The organism is Nocardia flavorosea NBRC 108225, from assembly GCF_001613385.1.
Lineage (GTDB): Bacteria > Actinomycetota > Actinomycetes > Mycobacteriales > Mycobacteriaceae > Nocardia > Nocardia flavorosea.
Genome location: NZ_BDCG01000004.1, coordinates 50,549 through 68,089 on the forward strand (window position 1 = coordinate 50,549; position 17,541 = coordinate 68,089).

Sequence of the window (17,541 nt, forward strand, 5' to 3'; positions counted from 1 at the left end):
GATCTGAGTGCGGTTCGGCTGGCGGTGGCTCCGGTGTAGCTCTATTGTTATCTCCGGTGTGGTCCGGCGCCTGATCGTGACCTGATCGTGTACTCGTGACACCTACTTGTTGTTCACCTGTTACGCATCGGCGGCCCGTCGGCCGGTTCGGCACCTCGCGACGGCGGAATCGGGAGCGCCCCATGATCGGGGCCAGGGTGACTGGAGCAGTATGCAGTTCAAGAGGGTTGCCGCAGCGCTGGGCGCGTGTGCGGCTGTCGCGTCGGGTCTGGTGGCCGCAGGAGCGACGGCAACGGCCGCGCCCGGGTGTCCCAGCCTCTACGTAGTGGCGATTCCGGGGACCTGGGAAACCGGAAACGAAAAATCCCCCGGACCGGGCATGCTCGCCGATGTGACCGATGGGCTACCGAGCTCCGCGAAGGTCGACTACGTCAGCTACGCGGCCACCGCGTTCCCCTGGGAGGGGGATGTCTACGGCCGGTCGAAGAACGAAGCCGTCGACAATGCGCGCGGTTTGATCGCCGATATGACCGCACGGTGCGGAAACACCGATGTCGCCCTGGTCGGCTACAGCCAAGGTGCGCACGCCGCAGGCGATCTCGCTGCCGAGATCGGCACCGGACTCGGACCGATCCGGCCGGAACGGATTTCCGGCGTCGGGCTGATCTCCGATCCGCGCCGGGCTGCCGCCGATATCCAGGTCGGCCCGCATGCGCCCGGCGCCGGTGCCGCCGGGCCGCGGGTCGGCGGCTTCGGATGGCTCAGCGATCGCACCCGCACCGTGTGCATTCCCGACGATCTCTATTGCGCGACCGCACAGGACGATTTCGTCACCCGCTTCGCCGGCTTCCTGGCGCAGAGTTCCGACGCCAACCCGGCCAATCTCTGGCGTTACCAGCTCGAAGCCGCGGCGATCGTCAACGATCTGATGAAATACGGCGGCGTGCCCACACTGCAGGCACAGCTTTCCGAAGGCGCCAACGAGCAGCGGTTCAAAGAACTCGAAACGTTCTACCGTTCCCAATCACATCATGCCTACGGCAGTTACCGCGTCGGTGGCGGTCAGACCGCGCTGACTTGGATGCACAACTGGATCGCGGGTATGGCCTGATCAGCCATTGGAGATATTGCGGGGGAGCAACTCCCAGACGTGGCCGTTCTCGTTCACCGTCGCCGCGCTACGGCGACCGGTGCGCGAGAACAGTACCCGGGTGATCGAACAGTAGTCGATGGGGAAGGTCAGCGGCCGGGCCAGACCCAGGATGTCCTGGAGGGTCACGTTGATGACCCCGCCGTGGGCGAAGATCACCACGGTATCGGCCGCGGCCGTGGTGGAAGCGATATCGGTGATCGCATCGCGTACCCGGTGCCGGAAGGCCTCGGCATCGATCTGCAGCGGCAGATGACCTTCCTTGATCCGCTCGTAGGTGTCGCGGAATTCCGTTTTCGCATCCTCGATCGGGATATAGGACGGTAGTTCGCGGTCGTATTCCGCCAGACCGTCCACGATCTCCACCTCGAGACCGAGCTTCGCGGCCGTCGGTGCCGCGGTCTCCTGGGCTCGCCGCTGCGGACTGCTGATCACCCGGACGATCCGGTGATGGTCCAGCGCGGCCGGCACCCGTTCGGCCTGCTCCACACCTATCGGGGCCAAACCCGGGTCGGCGGCTTCCCCCGCGTTCTCGACCCGGAGCGGCTGGGCATGGCGAACAAGTATGAACTGCACGGGTCCACTCTGCCGTATCGCTGCTGCGGCTGACCAACCGAACCGGGTGGTCGGAGCTGCCGGACGGCTACCGGCCGGACCGTCGTGCGAGCCGCAGCACACGGCATCACCGCTCCGGGACACGCTGTCGTCGGAGCGCGCCCGGTTCGCAGGCGAAGAACGGAAACGGCCCGGTTCGCCGTGTGGCGAACCGGGCCGTGGCAGGGAGTATCGCGCGTCAGTGACCCGGTGGATACTGCTGTGGGCCGTTCTGGGGCGGGTTCGGGTTGTTGGGGTCGGATGGATAGCCGCCTTGCTGCGGGTAGCCGCCTTGCTGCGGGTAGCCGCCCTGCTGCGGGTAGCCGCCCTGCTGGGGATAGCCGCCCTGCGGAGGCTGCCCCGGGAACTGGCCGCCCTGCGCACCGCCGGAATTCTTCTTCCGCATCATCACGACGACCGCGACGACGATGGCCACGATGACCAGCAGACAGATCAGTCCGAAGATCAAACCGCCCCCGCCGCCTTTGCTCTTGCCCCGCCGCCGTGCCTCCAGATCGACCGCGGAGGCCAGCACATCGGTCTGCGTCCAGGCGGCATAGTCCACCTGACTCGCATGGGAGAGCAGATCCAGATAACTCAAAGTCGTCCCCGTTCGAGAATGTTGGCCGGCCCCTCCTCCTGGGGCCGGGTGGCTACACGGTACTTCCCCGTTGCACGGCCGGGAAACCACTTGTTCCCGGGCCGGGCCGGCGAACGGTCACCGTTGCCGGACCAACGGGAAGGTCTGTGTTTCCCGGATCGTTCGCCCGGTGAGCAGCATGAGCACGCGTTCGACGCCCAGGCTGAGGCCACCGGTCGGCGGCATACCGTGTTCCAGGGCGCACAGTAATTCCTCGTCCAGTCCCGTGATCGCCGGTCCGCCGTCGGCGGAACGTGCCTGCGCAGTCAGACGGCCGCGCAGTTCTACCGGATCGGTCAGTTCGCTGCGGCCGGTACCCAATTCGATTCCGCCGGCCACGAGATCCCACCGCTCGGCCACACCGGCCCGGCGGCGATGCGGACGTGCAAGAGGGGCGACGGTACCGGGCAGATCGGTGTAGAAGGTGGGTTCCTGGGTGGTTTCGGCCACCAGCCGCTGGTATAGCGCATACACCATCCGGCCGTGGTCCCAGCCCGGCCGGCAGCTGATATCGGCCTTTTCGCACAGGTCGCGCAGCTCCGCCAGACCGGTATCGGGCGTGATCTCGACACCGGTTTCCTGCCCCAACGCCTCGTAGAGCGACCGGACCCGCCACTCACCGGAAAGGTCGAGGGCTTCTAGGGAACCGTCGAGCCGCGGCCGCATGGCGACCATCGAATCGTTCGCGGCCAGCGCGGCCTGCTGCACCAACTGCCGGCACAGCGTCATCATCCGCTGATGGTCGCTGTGGGCCTCGTAGGCTTCCAGGAGCGTGAATTCGGGTAAGAGCCGGGCGCTCGCGCGCGCATTGCGGAAACTGGGACCGAGCTCGAAGATTTTCTCCACGCCGCCGACACACAAACGTTTCAACGCCGATTCCGGGCCGAGGCGCAGGTGCAGATCGGTGTTGTCGGCGTCGATATGGGTGCGCATACTGCGTGCAGTCCCCGTACCGGGGCCGGGTTGCAACACCGGTGAACCGACCTCCAGGAAGCCCCCGTCGTGCAGGGCATCACGCAGTGCGCGCAGTACTGCGCTGCGGCGGGCCAGCAGTTCACGGGTCTCACGATCGATCATCAGGTCCAGGTAGCCGCGCCGCATCCGCGCCTCGGAATCGGTGAGGCCGTGCCATTTATCGGGCAGGGGATGCAGGCATTTGGCCAGCATCCGCCAATCCGCCACCAGCAGCGACAGTTCGCCGCGCCGGCTGTACCCGAGCTGCCCGCTCACCGAGATCAGATCACCCAGATCGAAGAGTTCACCGAATTCGGCACAGCGCGCCGCGCCGAGTCGTTCCCGGTCGAGCAGGAGCTGGATATCGCTGGTCCAGTCGCGGATCACCGCGAACTGCACACCGCCGCAGTCCCGTAGCCGGAGCAGCCGGCCGGAAATTCGCACAGTGGTGCCGCGAGGGACCCGCCGGGCCGCGGCCACAGTGTGGGTCGGTGGAAAGGGCGGGGGATACGGGTCGATATGCATGCCCACCAGCCGGTCCAGTTTGTCTGTGCGCACCCGGACCTGCTCGGGCCGGAGATCGTGGGCGGGCGCCGGTTCGGCCTCCGCCGTCGGGGTGGTTGCGGGAGGTGTCACCGCGGTGCGCTCGGGGACGGCGCGATGACGTCCGGTGTGGGTGAAAACTCCGGCAGTACCGGCCGGTCGCGGTAGCAGCCCCTCGGCAAAGGCGGCGGCGACGGCGATACGTGGGAGGTCTCGCGGATCGGCGGACATGATGTACCGGGTCGACCAGAGCGGTTGATAGCGCATTGCCGACCGGTACAGCCGATCCAGCTGCCACCAGTGCGAAAACGACAGCGGCAGGACGCGAATGCCGTCGCGCAGTGCGATCGCTGCCGCCCGGATACCGTGGGCGGGCCCCGGCCGGCCACGCCGGCCCACCGCTTCGAAGACCGACCGGGACACGGTGAAGTTCAACGAAACCTGTTCGATGCCGTGCTGTTCGGCCCGGAGCGCGAATTCCGCGATCAGCAGATCGGTGATGTCCTCGGCGGCGCCCGGTTCGCGGCGCAGCAGTTCCAGCGTTGCGCCCGTCCGCCCCCACGGCACCAGGGAGAGCATGCCGAGCACTCGATCTTCGGTGTCGACCGCTTCGACGAGCAGGCACTCACCGTCGCGCCGGTCGCCGAATCGGCCCAGCGGCAGCGGGTAGGCACGTTCGGTCTCGGTGCGCCGCCACTGCTCGGCGGTCACCGCCAGGCGCGCGAACTCCGCGGTGCCGAGATCGCGGTGACGCCGGATCCGCACCGTCATACCCTCTTTGCGCAGCCGGGTGAGGGTGTCGCGGACGGGCCGCAGTTCCGGGGTGGTCAGCGCGAAGGTCCGGGTATCCAGCAGCGCCTCCGCACCCGCGGCCACGGCGTCGAGCCCGGCCCGGCGATACACCGGCATCCCGGCGTCCCCGGCGCCGATCACCGCCACCGGCCAGCCGAACTGCCGCGCGTAACGCTGCCAGGCCTCCACCGCCTGGGGCCAGCAGTCCCGGGCGCCGAGGGGATCGCCCAGGGCCAGGCAGACACCGAATTCCACCCGGAAGCCGATGGCTGCGCGGCCGTTCGGGCTGAAAACGATCTCACGGTCGCGGCGCGTCGCCAGATAATCGATCGAGCCGGTCGGGTCCGGGCTGTTCAGCAGTTCACGCAGCGCTGTCTCATCCGCTTCGGTGAGTGCGTGTTCCGCACGCTGAGTGCGCACCAGCACCGTGACGGTGGCCGCGCAAGCCAGTGCGCCGAACAGGCCGACCAGAAACGCCGTGGGGAACGGTGCGGCACCGTCGAGTTGCCCGGGACGAACCAGCCCGGCACCGAGCTGTGAGACCACGAACAGGACACGTGGCGCCCCCGTGGCCAGAGATCCGGGAAACAGCTGCACCACACATACCCCGGCCACCCCGGCCGCCACCAGACCGGCTGCGAAGGCTGTCGCCGCGGGGCGCGGTGAACACGGGCGGATCCGGGCGGCGAACTGTGCGCGCGCGGCTATCAGCAGCGTGAATACGCCGATATGCGCGATCAGGCCCAGCCCGGCGTTCGGATTCTGCTCGCGCACGATATCGAGCAGGTTCACCGGTAGCCAGCTCACCTGGTAGAGCAGTGCCGCCCACCAGGCGACCCGTTTGCGCCGGGAGAGCCCGATGGCGAGCAGGCCGGCCGCCGCCGCCCACAGCAGATTCGTCGCGGGTGCGTACAGGTAGTACTGGTCCAGATGGTTTCGCGGGATACGCAGTGCGCCGGACAACCCCGGCACCACACTCCACACCAGGCAGGCCAGCGCGAAAGCACCCGATACGAGAGCCAGGACGCGCGGTATCGCGGCGAATCGTCCGGGTGTTCCGTTTCGGCCGGGTACTTCGGGGTCTGGCGGTTCCTGCGTGGACATCACTGTTCCAGTCTGCCGCCCGCCCGTACCGAATCCAGGCTGTGTACCGGCGTGTTAGTGGTAGATCGCCCGAGATCCGCACGTATTGCCCTGTGCCGGGGCGTGGTTGGCCGAAATGGGTAATCGGGTTCCGGGCGTGGCGGGCGAATGCCTGGAATACCCGATTGTTCCGGGTTGTCTGCCGGATACGGCCGGGGCGGTCGGAAGTCGCGCTGACCGGGGGAGTAAGCATGAGACCATGCCGGATCCAATCGATGTGCCCATCGACGATGACACCATACGGCTCGGGCAGTTCCTGAAACTGGCCAACCTGATCGAATCGGGGTCGGAAGCCAAGACAGTGATCGCCGCCGGGCTGGTGCGAGTCAACGACGAGGTCGAACTGCGCCGCGGACGCCAGCTCCAGGCGGGCGATGTGGTGGCGATCGCCGGTCATCAGGCCAGGGTGAGCGCCGGATGATCCGGCCTCCGCGTCAGTCCTCGGCGCGGATCACGACCCCGTCGTGGTCGCTGTAGAGCATTTCACCGGGGTGGAAGCTCACCCCACCGAATTCCACCGGGACGTCCTTTTCGCCCGACCCGGTCTGTGTGCTCTTGCGCGGGTTCGTGCCCAGGGCCTTCAGGCCGATATCGAGTGTGCGCAGAATCGCCGAGTCCCGGACGGCGCCGTTGACCACGACTCCGGCCCAGCCGTTGTCGACTCCGCGACCGGCGATGATATCGCCCACCAGTGCGGTGTGCACGCTCGCACCACCGTCGACCACCAGAACCCGGCCGTTACCGGGCTCGCTCAGCGTCTGTTTGACCAGGAGGTTGTCCTGGAAGCAGCGAATCGTGGTGATTCGCCCGGCGAACACCGGCCGGCCGCCGAACTGGATGAACTGGGTATCGCAACTGCGGATATCGGGGCCGATTTCGTCGGCGAGATCCGCGGTGGCCACCTGCTGCTCTGATTCAGTCACATTTCTGATTGTGCCGTTCGGATGGTGGCAGCCCGCATCGACCCCGCTATCCGGCAACGGCCAGTGACGCGGCGAGCCCGAACACCGCCGCCATCACCGCGACCTCCAGTACCGCGCGCCGCAGCGACGCCTCGGCGCTCATCCGATGCGCTGCCGCCGCCGCAACCCAACTGCGCCGCCACCACCAGCCGAGCGCCAGCAGCAGGATCAACAGGACGGATTTGGCCACCATGATCCGGCCGTAACCGGTCGTGAAGAACGGGGTGAGCCCGCCCATCCGAACCGAACCGTTGATCAATCCGGTGACGGCCACAGCCGCCACCATCGGTACAGCGACCGCGGAGTATCGGGGCAGGGTATCGGCCCAATCGCGGCGCCCGCGCACCACCAGCGCCAGCGCCAGCAGCAGGCCCAGCCACATCGCCGCGGCCAGCGCGTGCACCCCGGCCAGTACGGAACCGAACATCTGCTGCGACATATGCCCGGTGATGGGACGCAGTGTCACGGTGACCGCGGCGAACACCAGCACCAGGTCGGGGCTGTGCCCGCCCGATCGGCGGAAGGCGAGCGTGCTGTAAACCGCGACAACCGCCGTACCGGCCAGGATGGCCAAACCGATCTGACCACCGCTGATCCGCACCAGATAGGTGGCGAAATCCGCCGGGCTCAACGCGGTCACACCCGAGCCGACGACGTCGCCCGCGGCGAAAACCAGCACCGCGAATTCGAGGCAGCACCAGGCCCCGGCCAGCACTGCCAGCATGCGCCACGGGACGTCGAGCCGGCCGTTCAGCCGCGGCAGGGCAGCCAGGCCGAGCACGGCGGCCCCAGCGAGATCCGCGCACAACCGCATCGTCGCGGCCGCCGGGATATCGCCGAACGTCCAGGCCACCAGTACCCCGAGCAAGCCCGCCGGAACAGCGAGTCCGAGCGCGACCCGGCGGTCGAGCCCGCCCGGGAGACCACTTCTCACCGCTCGTTCTTACCCTTGCCCAGGTTCGAACCGAACAGCGCGAAGGCGAGACCGGCGCCGAACAGAACCACCGCCCCGGCGATATAGACCCACACCGGGACTCCGCCGTCGGATCCCTCCCCGGAACTCTGGGCGTCCACCGCCGGACCTGGTGTGCCCTGGCCTGCGGTGGTCAGCGTGAAAGTCCGTTCGCCGTCGACGACATGGCCGTCCGCCGAGGTGACCCGGAAGGCGACCCGGTACACCCCGGCCGGACCGAGCTCGCCGACCGCCACGCTGAGGTCGCGGCCCTCGACGACCGGTTCGCTCTTCGACCACAGATTGCCGTCCGGTCCGACCACGGTCATGGCCGGGAAGTTCGGTTGCAGGGGTTCGTTGAAGCTGATCGTCACCCGTGTGGGGCCGGTATCGATAGAGGCGCCGTCGGCCGGATCGCTGCCCACGACGGTGGAGTGCGCTCCTGCCGTACCGGCGATCGGCCCGAGCAACAGCCACAGCAGCGCAGTGACCAGGGCAATCAGGGATGTCCGGCGGGTCATCGCCGCCCCCTGACCACAGCCCCGATACCGGCGCCCAGGGCCAGCGCCGCGAGCGCAAGACCCAGGCCGCCGAGCCAGCGGGCGGTGATATCGGTGCTCTCGGCCGGCTCGGCCGCGGACTGGTCGCCGTGTTCGTGACCGGACTGGTCGCCGGCGGACGCGCCGAGCGCCAGGAGGGGGGCCGGATGCTCCGCCGAATCGTGGTCGCCGGTGTCGTTCCAGCGCACCACGGTACCGTCGCTGTAGGTCTGTTCGGCCGGGAAGCTGATCGAATCGGCGTCGGGTAACGGGCCCAGCGACACCACGAAACGCTGGAACTCGCCTGGCCGGATACCGGGCCCGCCGGGGTTTGCGGTCCAGGTCACGGCCACTACGCGGTCTTCGTCGTCGCGTTCGATTTTCGCGGTCCAGCCGGGGACCGGTTCGGTGCGTGCCGTCGCGATCTCCGGCACGGCGACCCGCAGCGCGGTGGTGGCGGCGGTATCGGATTCGGTGGGTACGCTGAACGTTGCGACGGTGGACCGGCCAGGGGTCGCGTTCGGCGCCGATACGCTGACATGCGCGGCGGCCGTACCGGCACCGGCCAGTAGGAAACCGGCGGTGAGGGCGGCGGTCAGACCGCGGCGAAGAGGTGGGGAAAACCCGTGGGACATGGGCGGAAAACTTTCTCTCCGAAGGATGTGGGAACGTCGCCGAGCACACGGCGCGGTGGCGCGCGTGGACCGGACGCACCGTTCGGAGCGTGATTCCGTGGAGTCGCGACGATCGCCGCGATGCAGACCCGAGGTGCCGGTGGAAAACGGTGCACGGGCGCGAGCAACACGCGCAACGCCGCCGAAGCCGCCCGATACAGCCGTTCGGCCGCGGTGATCATCAGGGTGCACAGCAGCACCGCGAGCAGATGGGTGGCGAACATCGCCGCAGAGAGCGGGCCACCGGTCGACGATTCACCGACCGCGCTACCTGTACCGGTGTGGTGACCGGTGAGCCCGGCCAGCGCCCAGTGACCGATGAACTGGCCCGATACCAGCGGTACGAAAATTCCCAGGCCCGGGGCGACGGCCCGATTCGCGAGCCGGCCGCGTGCTCCGGTGACGACGGATCCGGAGACCCACCCGGTGACCAGTGTGGTCAGCAACAGCAGGGCGGTACCGGCCGATGTGGGATACCCGCCACCCGCCGCGCCGTGGGCGGCCACGGCCAACGCCCCGGTCGCCACGCCTACCACGCAGCCCCGCAATTGTGCGGGGCCGGGGCACGGGTTGAAGGACATCGAGCACTTTCGTGAGGTCGCGGCGGGACGGCTGATCGGCGTCCATCATCGTCGGCGGCCGGTCCGGCCTCGACGCCGCCCCCGCGGAGACGCGCCGGCGTCCGGGCTCAGGCGACGCCCAGGCGGGCCAGGACGTCCGCCTCGATCTTGGACAGTTCGGTGGCGATCGATGCATGCACGGAACGCCGTCGCGCCGCGGGCATCTGATCGGCGGTGCGGACAGCCGAATCCAGCGCGTCGAGCCGGTTGCGTGCACTGGTCAGGAACTGCTGGGTGTCCTTGCCCGCGTCGCCGTTCGCGATCTTGTCGAGGGCGGCTCGGGTGTTGGTTATCCGGGCCTGGAGCCGGCCCCCGTGGCCGGCGTAGTCGCCGAGCTGATTCACGCCCACCCCGAGCTGTTTCGCCTTCCGGGCGTCCAGTTGCCCGCGCACATAGGTGGCGCCACGGTAGGCCAGCGGAGCGAGCACCGGAACCAGCACCCGCGCCACCCCGATGTACTTCTTGACCTGTCCGGGGCTGAACGGGTCACGTTCGGCGCGCGCGGCGGCTTTCTGTGCGGCCTTCTCCTCGGCCTGCAGCGTCGCGATCTGCGCTTTGGCGACCTTGCGCTGGGCGCGGGCCTCGGTGCGGTGCCGTTTGCGCTCGTTCTTGGCGCCGAGTTTGGCCTCCATCGCGGCCTTGTGCTTGAGGGCCTTTGCCTCGGCCCGCCGATTCGGCCGCCGCTTGCGCTTGGTGAACAACCCCATCGAAGGCCCTCCGTCATGCTGGTTCGCTGCGGCGATACGACACGGAAACCGCATCGTCCACCCGTGTCACACGGTTCGCCGACACCCTATCGGGTTCCCTGCCCAACCGGCGAGACACGCCACCCGGGTCACCGCGGAATGGTGTCGTCGCGTACGTGGGTGAGCGGGTCGAACGGGACTCGATTCGTCGGACTGTCGGGGGTAGAGACCATACTGCTTGCGTGCAACCGGGCAGTATCGACCGCGAAGACCCCGCCGGCGCGGGTGCCGAAACCGGCGCCGGCGTGGGTGCCGAAAGCGACGCCGCCATAGGCGCCGCCGATGCCCGCGTGGGTGCCGGGAACGGCATGGCAGCAGGTGCCGACGATGGCGGTGCGCCTGCCGGATTCGGCGGCAGTGACGATGCAGGTTCGGTTGCCGGATCGGGCACTGCCGCGGGGGGAGACGCTGCGGGCCGCGGCCGCACCGTATTTCTCGATGCCCGCGGCCTGATCGGTTGCCGGCATCGGCTCGGGCTCGACGCCACTTATCCGGAACAACTGGCCGAAGTCCGGGAGGACCCCGGGGTGCAGCAGCGGCGTGCGGCCGCGCAGGCCCATCGCGACCGGGTTCGCGACACCCTGGTCGCCGAGGATCCCGATAGTTGGGTGATCATCGATCCGGCACAATCCGCCCGTGCTCGCGCCGACGCCACTTTGCAGGCGTGTGCGGCGGGAGCGGCCCGGATCTGGGGTGGGCTGCTTCCACAGGAACCCGATACCGGCCGCCGGGGCGGCGCCGAGATCCTGCTGCGGGATGTGGGCGGCGGCTATATCCCGGTGATCGTGGTCAACCACAAGGTCACCGACCCACGCCGCCCCGAACCTGCCGAATTCCATCCGCTCACCTCCGACCTGCTGCATTGGCGTCCCGAACCCGACCGGGCCCGCAAACTCCGCCAGCAACCCCGCGATCAGCAGCGCCTGGCCCACGTGTACCGGATGCTGCAACGACGCGGCCTGGCCACCGCCACCCCGGTCGGCGGCGTTATCGGCTTCCACTTCGACCGGATCCTGGTGCACGATCTGTCCGCCGTACTCACCGATTACGACAACCGCTATGCGGATCGGATCGCGGTGCTGCGCGGCGAGGTCGCCACCGTCCCCTCCAAGGTTCCCGAATGCCGGCAGTGCCCGTGGTGGACGCGCGGGGCCGCCGGCGGCTGTCAGGCGTGGCTCAACGAGCACCGCGATGTGAGTGTGGTGGCGCCGGGGTCGCGGGCCGAGGTGCTGCGTGCGCACGGTGTGCGGACCATCGACGAACTGGCCGCCTGGACCGCACCCGAACCGGAGGACTGGCAGCACGGGCCGTTCGAAGAGGCCGTGGTCACCGCGCGGGCCTGGCTGGTGGATGCGCCGCTGGTACGCCGATCCGACCACGTGTGGGTGCGCCGCGCCGATGTCGAGGTGGATGTGGATCTGGAGAGTTATCAGGAGGACGGCGCCTATCTCTGGGGCACGCTGCTCGACGGGAAATACCGGCCGTTCGTCACCTGGGATCCGCTGCCGACCGAGGACGAGGGCCGGTCCTTCGCCGAATTCTGGACCTGGTTGATGGGAATCCGCGAACAGGCCATGGCCGCCGGCAAAACGTTTGCTGCCTACTGCTATTCACGTTCGGCCGAGGACAAATGGCTCTACGAGTCCGCGCGTCGCTTCGCCGGCCGGCCAGGGGTGCCCACCGCGGCGCAGGTGACGCAGTTCGTCGATTCGGCGCAGTGGGTGGATATGTTCCAGGCCGTCACCGATCAGTTCATCTGCCCGAGTGGTAAGGGGCTGAAGAAGATCGCGCCCGTCGCCGGATTCGCCTGGCGCGATCCGGAGGCCGGAGGCGAAGCGTCGATGAGCTGGTATCGGCGAGCGGTCGGCTACGACTCGGCACCGGATCTCACCCAGCGCACCCGCCTGTTCGAGTACAACGAAGACGATGTCCGCGCGACCGCTGTCCTGCGCGAATGGATGAATCCCCGGATCCCCACCGAGCATTGCGCCGACCGGGAGGTGCCCACGCTCGCGGATTTCGCGCAGGCACCAGCTGCTCCGGGGAGACCTGAGCCCGAGCCCGGCGCAGGCTTGATTACCATGTGACAGCGTGACAGAGCACGTCGAACAACTCGAGTTCCAGGCCGAGACCCATCAGCTGCTCGAGCTGATGATCCACTCGGTCTACTCCAACAAAGACACGTTCCTGCGGGAGCTGATCTCGAACGCTTCCGACGCGCTGGACAAGCTGCGGCTGGAGTCCTATCGAGACAAGGATCTGCACGTCGACACCGACGATCTGCATATCGAGCTGGAGGTCGACGCCGAGCGGCGGATCCTCACGGTCCGGGACAACGGCATCGGCATGTCGCGTGCCGAAGTGGTGGATCTGATCGGGACGCTGGCGAAGTCCGGTACCGCCGAACTGCGCCGCAAACTCAACGAGGCCAAATCCGATGCCGCCGCCGAGGAGCTGATCGGCCAGTTCGGTATCGGCTTCTACTCGACGTTCATGGTGGCCGACAAGGTCGAGCTGACCACCCGCCGCGCGGGTGAGACCACCGCGACCCGCTGGCAGTCCGAGGCCGGCTCCGGTTCGTACACCATCGAAACCCTCGACGAGGCGCCGCAGGGCAGCGCGGTCACGCTGCATCTGAAACCGGCCGACGCCGAGGATCACCTCTTCGACTACACCCAGGAATACAAGCTCCGCGAGATCGTCAAGAAGTACTCCGATTTCATCGCCTGGCCGATCCGGATGCAGGTCGAGCGGACCGTCACCGAGGGCGAAGGCGAAGACAAGCAGGAGAAGACCGTTGTCGAGGAGCAGACGCTCAACTCGATGAAGGCCCTCTGGACCCGTCCCAGGGGTGAGGTCTCCGAGGAGGAGTACCACGAGTTCTACAAGCACGTCAGCCACGCCTGGGACGAGCCGCTGGAGACCATCCCGCTCAAGGCCGAGGGCACCTTCGAATATCAGGCGCTGCTGTTCCTGCCGTCGCAGGCGCCGTTCGACCTGTTCACCCGCGAGCACAAACGCGGCGTGCAGCTCTACGTGAAGCGCGTGTTCATCATGGACAACTGCGAAGAGCTGATGCCGGAGTACCTGCGTTTCGTCAAGGGTGTGGTGGACGCGCAGGATCTGTCGCTGAACGTGTCCCGGGAAATCCTGCAGCAGGACCGGCAGATCCAGATGATCCGCAAACGCCTGGTCAAGAAGGTGCTGAGCACCGTCAAGGAGCTGCAGGGCGCCGAGGATCAGACCAAGTACCGCACCTTCTGGCAGGAATTCGGCCGGGTCCTCAAGGAGGGCCTGCTCTCCGATTTCGACAACCAGGCGACGATCCTCGAGGTGTCGTCGTTTGCCTCCACCCACTCCGATACCGAGGCCACCACACTGGCGCAATACGTGGAGCGGATGCCCGAGGGCCAGGACTCGATCTACTACATGACCGGTGAATCCCGGGAACAGGTGGAGAAGTCACCGCACCTCGAGGCGTTCCGCGCCAAGGGCCGCGAGGTGCTGATCCTCACCGATCCCGTCGACGAGATGTGGGTCGGATCGGTAACCGAGTTCGATGGCAAACCGTTGCAGTCGATCGCCAAGGGCGAGGTCGATCTGGAAACCGAGGAGGAGAAGAAGGAATCCGAGGCCCTGCGCGAACAGCAGGACAAGGATTTCGCCGAGGTGCTGACCTGGCTGGGTAAAACCCTCGAGGACAGCGTCAAAGAGGTCCGCCTCAGCTCCCGCCTCACCTCCTCGCCGGTCTGCCTGGTCGGTGATGTTTTCGATATGACCCCGATGCTGGAACGCATGTATCGGGCCTCGGGGCAGGAACTGCCGCAGTTCAAGCGGATCCTCGAACTCAACCCCACCCATCCGCTGGTGACCGGGCTGCGCGATGCCTACGACACCCGCAAGGACGACGCTGATGAGGGGAAGGTCCCCGAGCTCATCGAGACCGCCGAACTCCTGTACGGCACGGCTGTGCTGGCCGAAGGCGGGGAATTGAAGGATCCGGCCAAATTTGCGCAGATCCTCGCCGACCGGCTGACGCGTACGCTCTGACCGGAAGGAGGCCGCGGCGTGCCCGCGGCCTCTTTCCGAATTCCCCAGGGGCACTCATGGAATGAGGGGGCCGAGAGTACGCGGCTTACCGGTTTCGCTGCTGCGACCATCGCATACTCGAGGTCGAGCACCGGAAACGGCTCCGTTCGGCCGGGGCGCAGCATGGGCTGACCCGTACATCATCCGAACCTTTTTCGGGCGCACAGGTTTTCGCCCGGACTTCGACCTGCGGTTTGTAATTCGTCAAGGGGTACGGGCGATGGATTATCCGGAACACGCGAATCGTGTTCCGGATAGGAGATCGATCATGTCGACCACCACTGCCGCGCGCCGTGGATTGCGCTACACCTCGCTTCGGATCGCGCTGCTCGGCGCGCTGTTGGCTGCCCCCGTCCTGGCAGTGGCGCCGGCGTCTGCGGAACCAGGGATCGGTCCGATCACGACGCACCTCGCCCCCGTCTCCGATGACTATGACTCCTCCGGCTACGACCGGTGGGGGTATGACCGCCAGGGCTACGACCGGTGGGGTTATGACCGCGACGGCTATGACCGATTCGGTCGCGATAACCGCGGTTACGACAAGGAAGGTTTCGACCGGTGGGGGTATGACCGCGACGGCTATGACCGCGACGGCTTTGACACGTGGGGTTACGACGAGGACGGTTTCGACGAGGACGGTTACGACCGGTGGGACTACACGCGCGACGGGTGCCGTATCGACGGCAACGATCAGAAGTGGGCAATCCGCCGGATCTGCGATGCCTGGCGGGCACGCGTGGCGGCTGCCGGCCCCTTCGCCGACCGAACCGGTCTCCTGTAGTAGCGAACCTGGGGAAGCGGACGCCCGCCGCCTGGCTTCCGGCCGGGATGGCGCCAACTCGAGCAAGACCCCGGCCTACCCGAACGTGAATACAGGGACGCGGATGCGGCCGCCGAGAAACCGAAGGGTCCGGCGAGGTACCCACTACCGGAGGCGGCTGTGCCGCAGTCGGTTCCGTTCCGGCTCGGGGTGTAGCAGGCCGACCATCCGCGCGGCCGGTGACGCCTGGCGGACGAAGATCCCGGCCGGGGGCAGCTGATAGCTGCACACCCATCGTTGTACGACGAACGCCCGCCGTCCGTTTCCGGGCGGCGGGCGTTGTGGTCGTATATTGCGAGCCGGAGGTTACCGCGGCGCCATACGCAGCGCGCCGTCCATCCGGATGGTTTCGCCGTTGAGGTAGTCGTGCTCGACGATGTACTGCGAGAGCTGCGCGTACTCGTCCGGACGGCCCAGCCGCGACGGGAACGGCACGCCGGCCTCCAGGCCCTGGCGGTATTCCTCGGTGACACCGGCCAGCATCGGGGTGTCGATGATCCCGGGGGCGATGGTGTTGACGCGGATACCGAACTGCGCGAGGTCACGCGCGGCCGGAACGGTCATACCGTGCACGCCGCCCTTCGACGCCGAGTAGGCGATCTGGCCGATCTGGCCCTCGAACGCCGCCACGGAAGCGGTGTTGATCACGACACCGCGCTGTCCGGCTTCGTCCACCGCGTCGGTCTTGGCGATGGCATCGGCGGCCAGCCGCATGACGTTGAAGCTGCCCAGCAGGTTGACGGTGATCACCGTGCGGAACAGCTCGAGATCGTGCGGGCCGTTCTTGGACAGGATACGCCCGGCCCAGCCGACACCGGCGCAGTTGACCACGATACGCAGCGGGATACCCGATTCGACCACCTTGGCGACGGCGGCGGCGACCTCGTCGTGGCTGGTGACATCGGCGGCGAGCAGGGTGACCCCGTCGGGGACATTGTCGCCGGCGCGCTCGATCGACTGCGGTACGTCGAGCCCGAAGACGGTGGCGCCCAGATCGGCGAAACGCTTGGCGGTGGCGGCGCCCAGACCGGACGCGCCCCCGGTGACGATGGCGGCGGAACCCGAAATCTCCACGATGGTCCTCTCGTTCGTGACAAGCCAGTTGGCCTAACGTCAATTGCACCCTAGCCCGTGGATGCGCCGGGGTCGTGGACGGTCCCCTTGCGCCGATCGGTCATCGGATGCTAGCGCTGCCCACCGGCCGGTCGCTCGCCGATATCCTCGGTGTCTGCCGAGGTCACAACCATTTCCCGGGCCATCCGGCGGGTGTGCAGCCACCACAACGTCAGGGCTGCTGCGGCAGGTACCGCCAGCGCGAGACCGATCGCCGGTAGCAGGCCGATCGCCGGGGCCGCGGTGTTCAGGGCGGTCAGTGCGCCGATGAACAGGAACAGCAACCCCGAGCCGAATCCGATGGCCCGTTCGGGGAGGTGTTTGCCCAGCAGAATCCCCGCCGCGATGGCCAGCGCGTCGGCCGCGACCATCCCGATGGTCGAGCCCAGCCAGACCCCCGCCCAGTTGTTGTCGGTGGCGAGCGCAGCCGTGGCGAACATGGTGCGGTCCCCGAGTTCGGCCAGCAGGAAGGCGGAGAGGACGACGAAGAAGGGCGCGGCGGTGGCGAACCTCGGCGGAGACGGTTCGCCGTCGTCGTCTCCGGTGAGTTCGCGCAGCGTCCAGACGCCGACTGCGAGGAAGGTCACCGCCGCGACCCAGGCAATGGCTGTCGTGGGTAGGGCCGAACCCAGGAAATGCCCGACGGCGACCGAGAGCACGTGCACGGCGGCCGTCGCCGCGGTGATCCCGCCGAGGACCACCCACCAGCGATAGCGCAGGGCAAAGGTCAACGCCATGAGCTGGGACTTGTCGCCCAGTTCGGCAAGGAAAACGATACCGATGGCGAGTCCGATGGTGGCGATCATCTCCAGGGGCTCCCGATCCTCCGGTTCACCGGCCGGATGCAGGTCGCCTCCGGCCGGCAACGCGATAGCTGTCCGGCCGAAGGTCTCGCCCACCGGGGTACCGGTTCACGCGACCGGACCCGCCGCCGGGGGCGGCGTGGTCAGTATGTCGACCGCGTGATTGGGGGCTACTCCCCTTCGCTGTCGGCAACTCTATCGCATCGACGTCGGTGTCGCAATTACGCAACTGTGAAACATGGCTTCCGGCAATAAGTTTGGGTAAGGTAGCGACATAGTTAGGGGGCCCTGATAACCGTTGTCCGGTCGTCCGGAACGGTTTTATGGCATCACGCCAGCAATCAGACCGCGAGCCCTGAATCGAAGCGTGGGGTCCTCGCCGGGTCGGACCGAGGTGTGGCCGGAGT

The 17,541-nt window shown here is 67.6% G+C and carries 16 protein-coding genes; 5 read left to right on the forward strand and 11 right to left on the reverse strand.

Translation table 11 applies throughout. From position 1 onward, the window contains the following. The first annotated feature begins 211 nt into the window (after positions 1-211). On the forward strand, positions 212-1,111 hold the full coding sequence (locus NFL01S_RS04115) for a cutinase family protein (protein WP_062971662.1): 900 nt from the start codon (positions 212-214) through the stop codon (positions 1,109-1,111). Here the strand turns inward: NFL01S_RS04115 and NFL01S_RS04120 are convergent, their stop codons facing one another. From NFL01S_RS04120 to lysX, 3 genes are all read right to left on the reverse strand, one after another. Next, positions 1,112-1,726 carry a histidine phosphatase family protein gene (locus NFL01S_RS04120; protein WP_062971664.1) on the reverse strand — a complete coding sequence of 205 codons (615 nt, stop codon included), beginning with the start codon at positions 1,724-1,726 and terminating at the stop codon, positions 1,112-1,114. Between the two features lie 217 nt (positions 1,727-1,943). Further along, positions 1,944-2,345, reverse strand: a complete 402-nt coding sequence (locus NFL01S_RS04125) for a hypothetical protein (protein WP_062971666.1) — start codon at positions 2,343-2,345, stop codon at positions 1,944-1,946. A 117-nt stretch (positions 2,346-2,462) separates the two neighbouring features. Beyond that, positions 2,463-5,777 (reverse strand): bifunctional lysylphosphatidylglycerol synthetase/lysine--tRNA ligase LysX, encoded by a 3,315-nt coding sequence (lysX, locus tag NFL01S_RS04130; protein WP_084492395.1) that lies wholly within the window; start codon positions 5,775-5,777, stop codon positions 2,463-2,465. A gap of 238 nt (positions 5,778-6,015) precedes the next feature. Here lysX and NFL01S_RS04135 point away from each other — a divergent pair, with 238 nt between their 5' ends. Further along, positions 6,016-6,237, forward strand: coding sequence for an RNA-binding S4 domain-containing protein (locus NFL01S_RS04135; protein WP_062971668.1), 222 nt, complete (start codon positions 6,016-6,018; stop codon positions 6,235-6,237). 13 nt (positions 6,238-6,250) lie between these two features. On the opposite strand, the gene rraA is transcribed toward NFL01S_RS04135, so the two are convergent. The 6 genes from rraA to NFL01S_RS04165 form a co-directional block, all read right to left on the reverse strand. Beyond that, the gene (rraA, locus tag NFL01S_RS04140; RefSeq protein WP_062971670.1) at positions 6,251-6,739 is read right to left on the reverse strand and encodes a ribonuclease E activity regulator RraA; all 489 of its coding nucleotides are present in this window, start codon (positions 6,737-6,739) and stop codon (positions 6,251-6,253) included. A gap of 46 nt (positions 6,740-6,785) precedes the next feature. After that, positions 6,786-7,712, reverse strand: a complete 927-nt coding sequence (locus NFL01S_RS04145; RefSeq protein ID WP_062971672.1) for a CopD family protein — start codon at positions 7,710-7,712, stop codon at positions 6,786-6,788. After that, positions 7,709-8,251, reverse strand: coding sequence for a copper resistance CopC family protein (locus NFL01S_RS04150; protein ID WP_062971674.1), 543 nt, complete (start codon positions 8,249-8,251; stop codon positions 7,709-7,711). Before NFL01S_RS04150 ends, NFL01S_RS04145 begins: the two co-directional genes overlap by 4 nt. Further along, positions 8,248-8,904 carry a YcnI family protein gene (locus NFL01S_RS04155; protein WP_062971676.1) on the reverse strand — a complete coding sequence of 219 codons (657 nt, stop codon included), beginning with the start codon at positions 8,902-8,904 and terminating at the stop codon, positions 8,248-8,250. The genes NFL01S_RS04150 and NFL01S_RS04155 overlap by 4 nt, the downstream gene beginning before the upstream one ends. After that, positions 8,865-9,524, reverse strand: a complete 660-nt coding sequence (locus NFL01S_RS04160; RefSeq protein WP_157116237.1) for a hypothetical protein — start codon at positions 9,522-9,524, stop codon at positions 8,865-8,867. Before NFL01S_RS04160 ends, NFL01S_RS04155 begins: the two co-directional genes overlap by 40 nt. A gap of 107 nt (positions 9,525-9,631) precedes the next feature. After that, entirely contained in the window at positions 9,632-10,270 is a 639-nt protein-coding gene (locus NFL01S_RS04165; RefSeq protein ID WP_062971680.1) for a DUF6474 family protein, read from the reverse strand. A gap of 347 nt (positions 10,271-10,617) precedes the next feature. Here NFL01S_RS04165 and NFL01S_RS04170 point away from each other — a divergent pair, with 347 nt between their 5' ends. The 3 genes from NFL01S_RS04170 to NFL01S_RS04180 all read left to right on the forward strand — a co-directional run bounded on the left by NFL01S_RS04170 (position 10,618) and on the right by NFL01S_RS04180 (position 15,179). Next, on the forward strand, positions 10,618-12,396 hold the full coding sequence (locus NFL01S_RS04170; protein ID WP_084492447.1) for a TM0106 family RecB-like putative nuclease: 1,779 nt from the start codon (positions 10,618-10,620) through the stop codon (positions 12,394-12,396). 4 nt (positions 12,397-12,400) lie between these two features. After that, a complete protein-coding gene (htpG, locus tag NFL01S_RS04175) occupies positions 12,401-14,359 on the forward strand; it encodes a molecular chaperone HtpG (RefSeq protein WP_062971682.1) in 1,959 nt (652 codons plus the stop codon). A gap of 307 nt (positions 14,360-14,666) precedes the next feature. Beyond that, positions 14,667-15,179, forward strand: coding sequence for a hypothetical protein (locus NFL01S_RS04180; protein ID WP_157116238.1), 513 nt, complete (start codon positions 14,667-14,669; stop codon positions 15,177-15,179). 345 nt (positions 15,180-15,524) lie between these two features. Here NFL01S_RS04180 and NFL01S_RS04185 read toward each other — a convergent pair whose 3' ends face one another. Then, positions 15,525-16,292 carry an SDR family NAD(P)-dependent oxidoreductase gene (locus NFL01S_RS04185; protein ID WP_062971686.1) on the reverse strand — a complete coding sequence of 256 codons (768 nt, stop codon included), beginning with the start codon at positions 16,290-16,292 and terminating at the stop codon, positions 15,525-15,527. A 110-nt stretch (positions 16,293-16,402) separates the two neighbouring features. Then, positions 16,403-17,137, reverse strand: coding sequence for a TMEM165/GDT1 family protein (locus tag NFL01S_RS04190; protein ID WP_062972364.1), 735 nt, complete (start codon positions 17,135-17,137; stop codon positions 16,403-16,405). Positions 17,138-17,541: the final 404 nt, after the last annotated feature.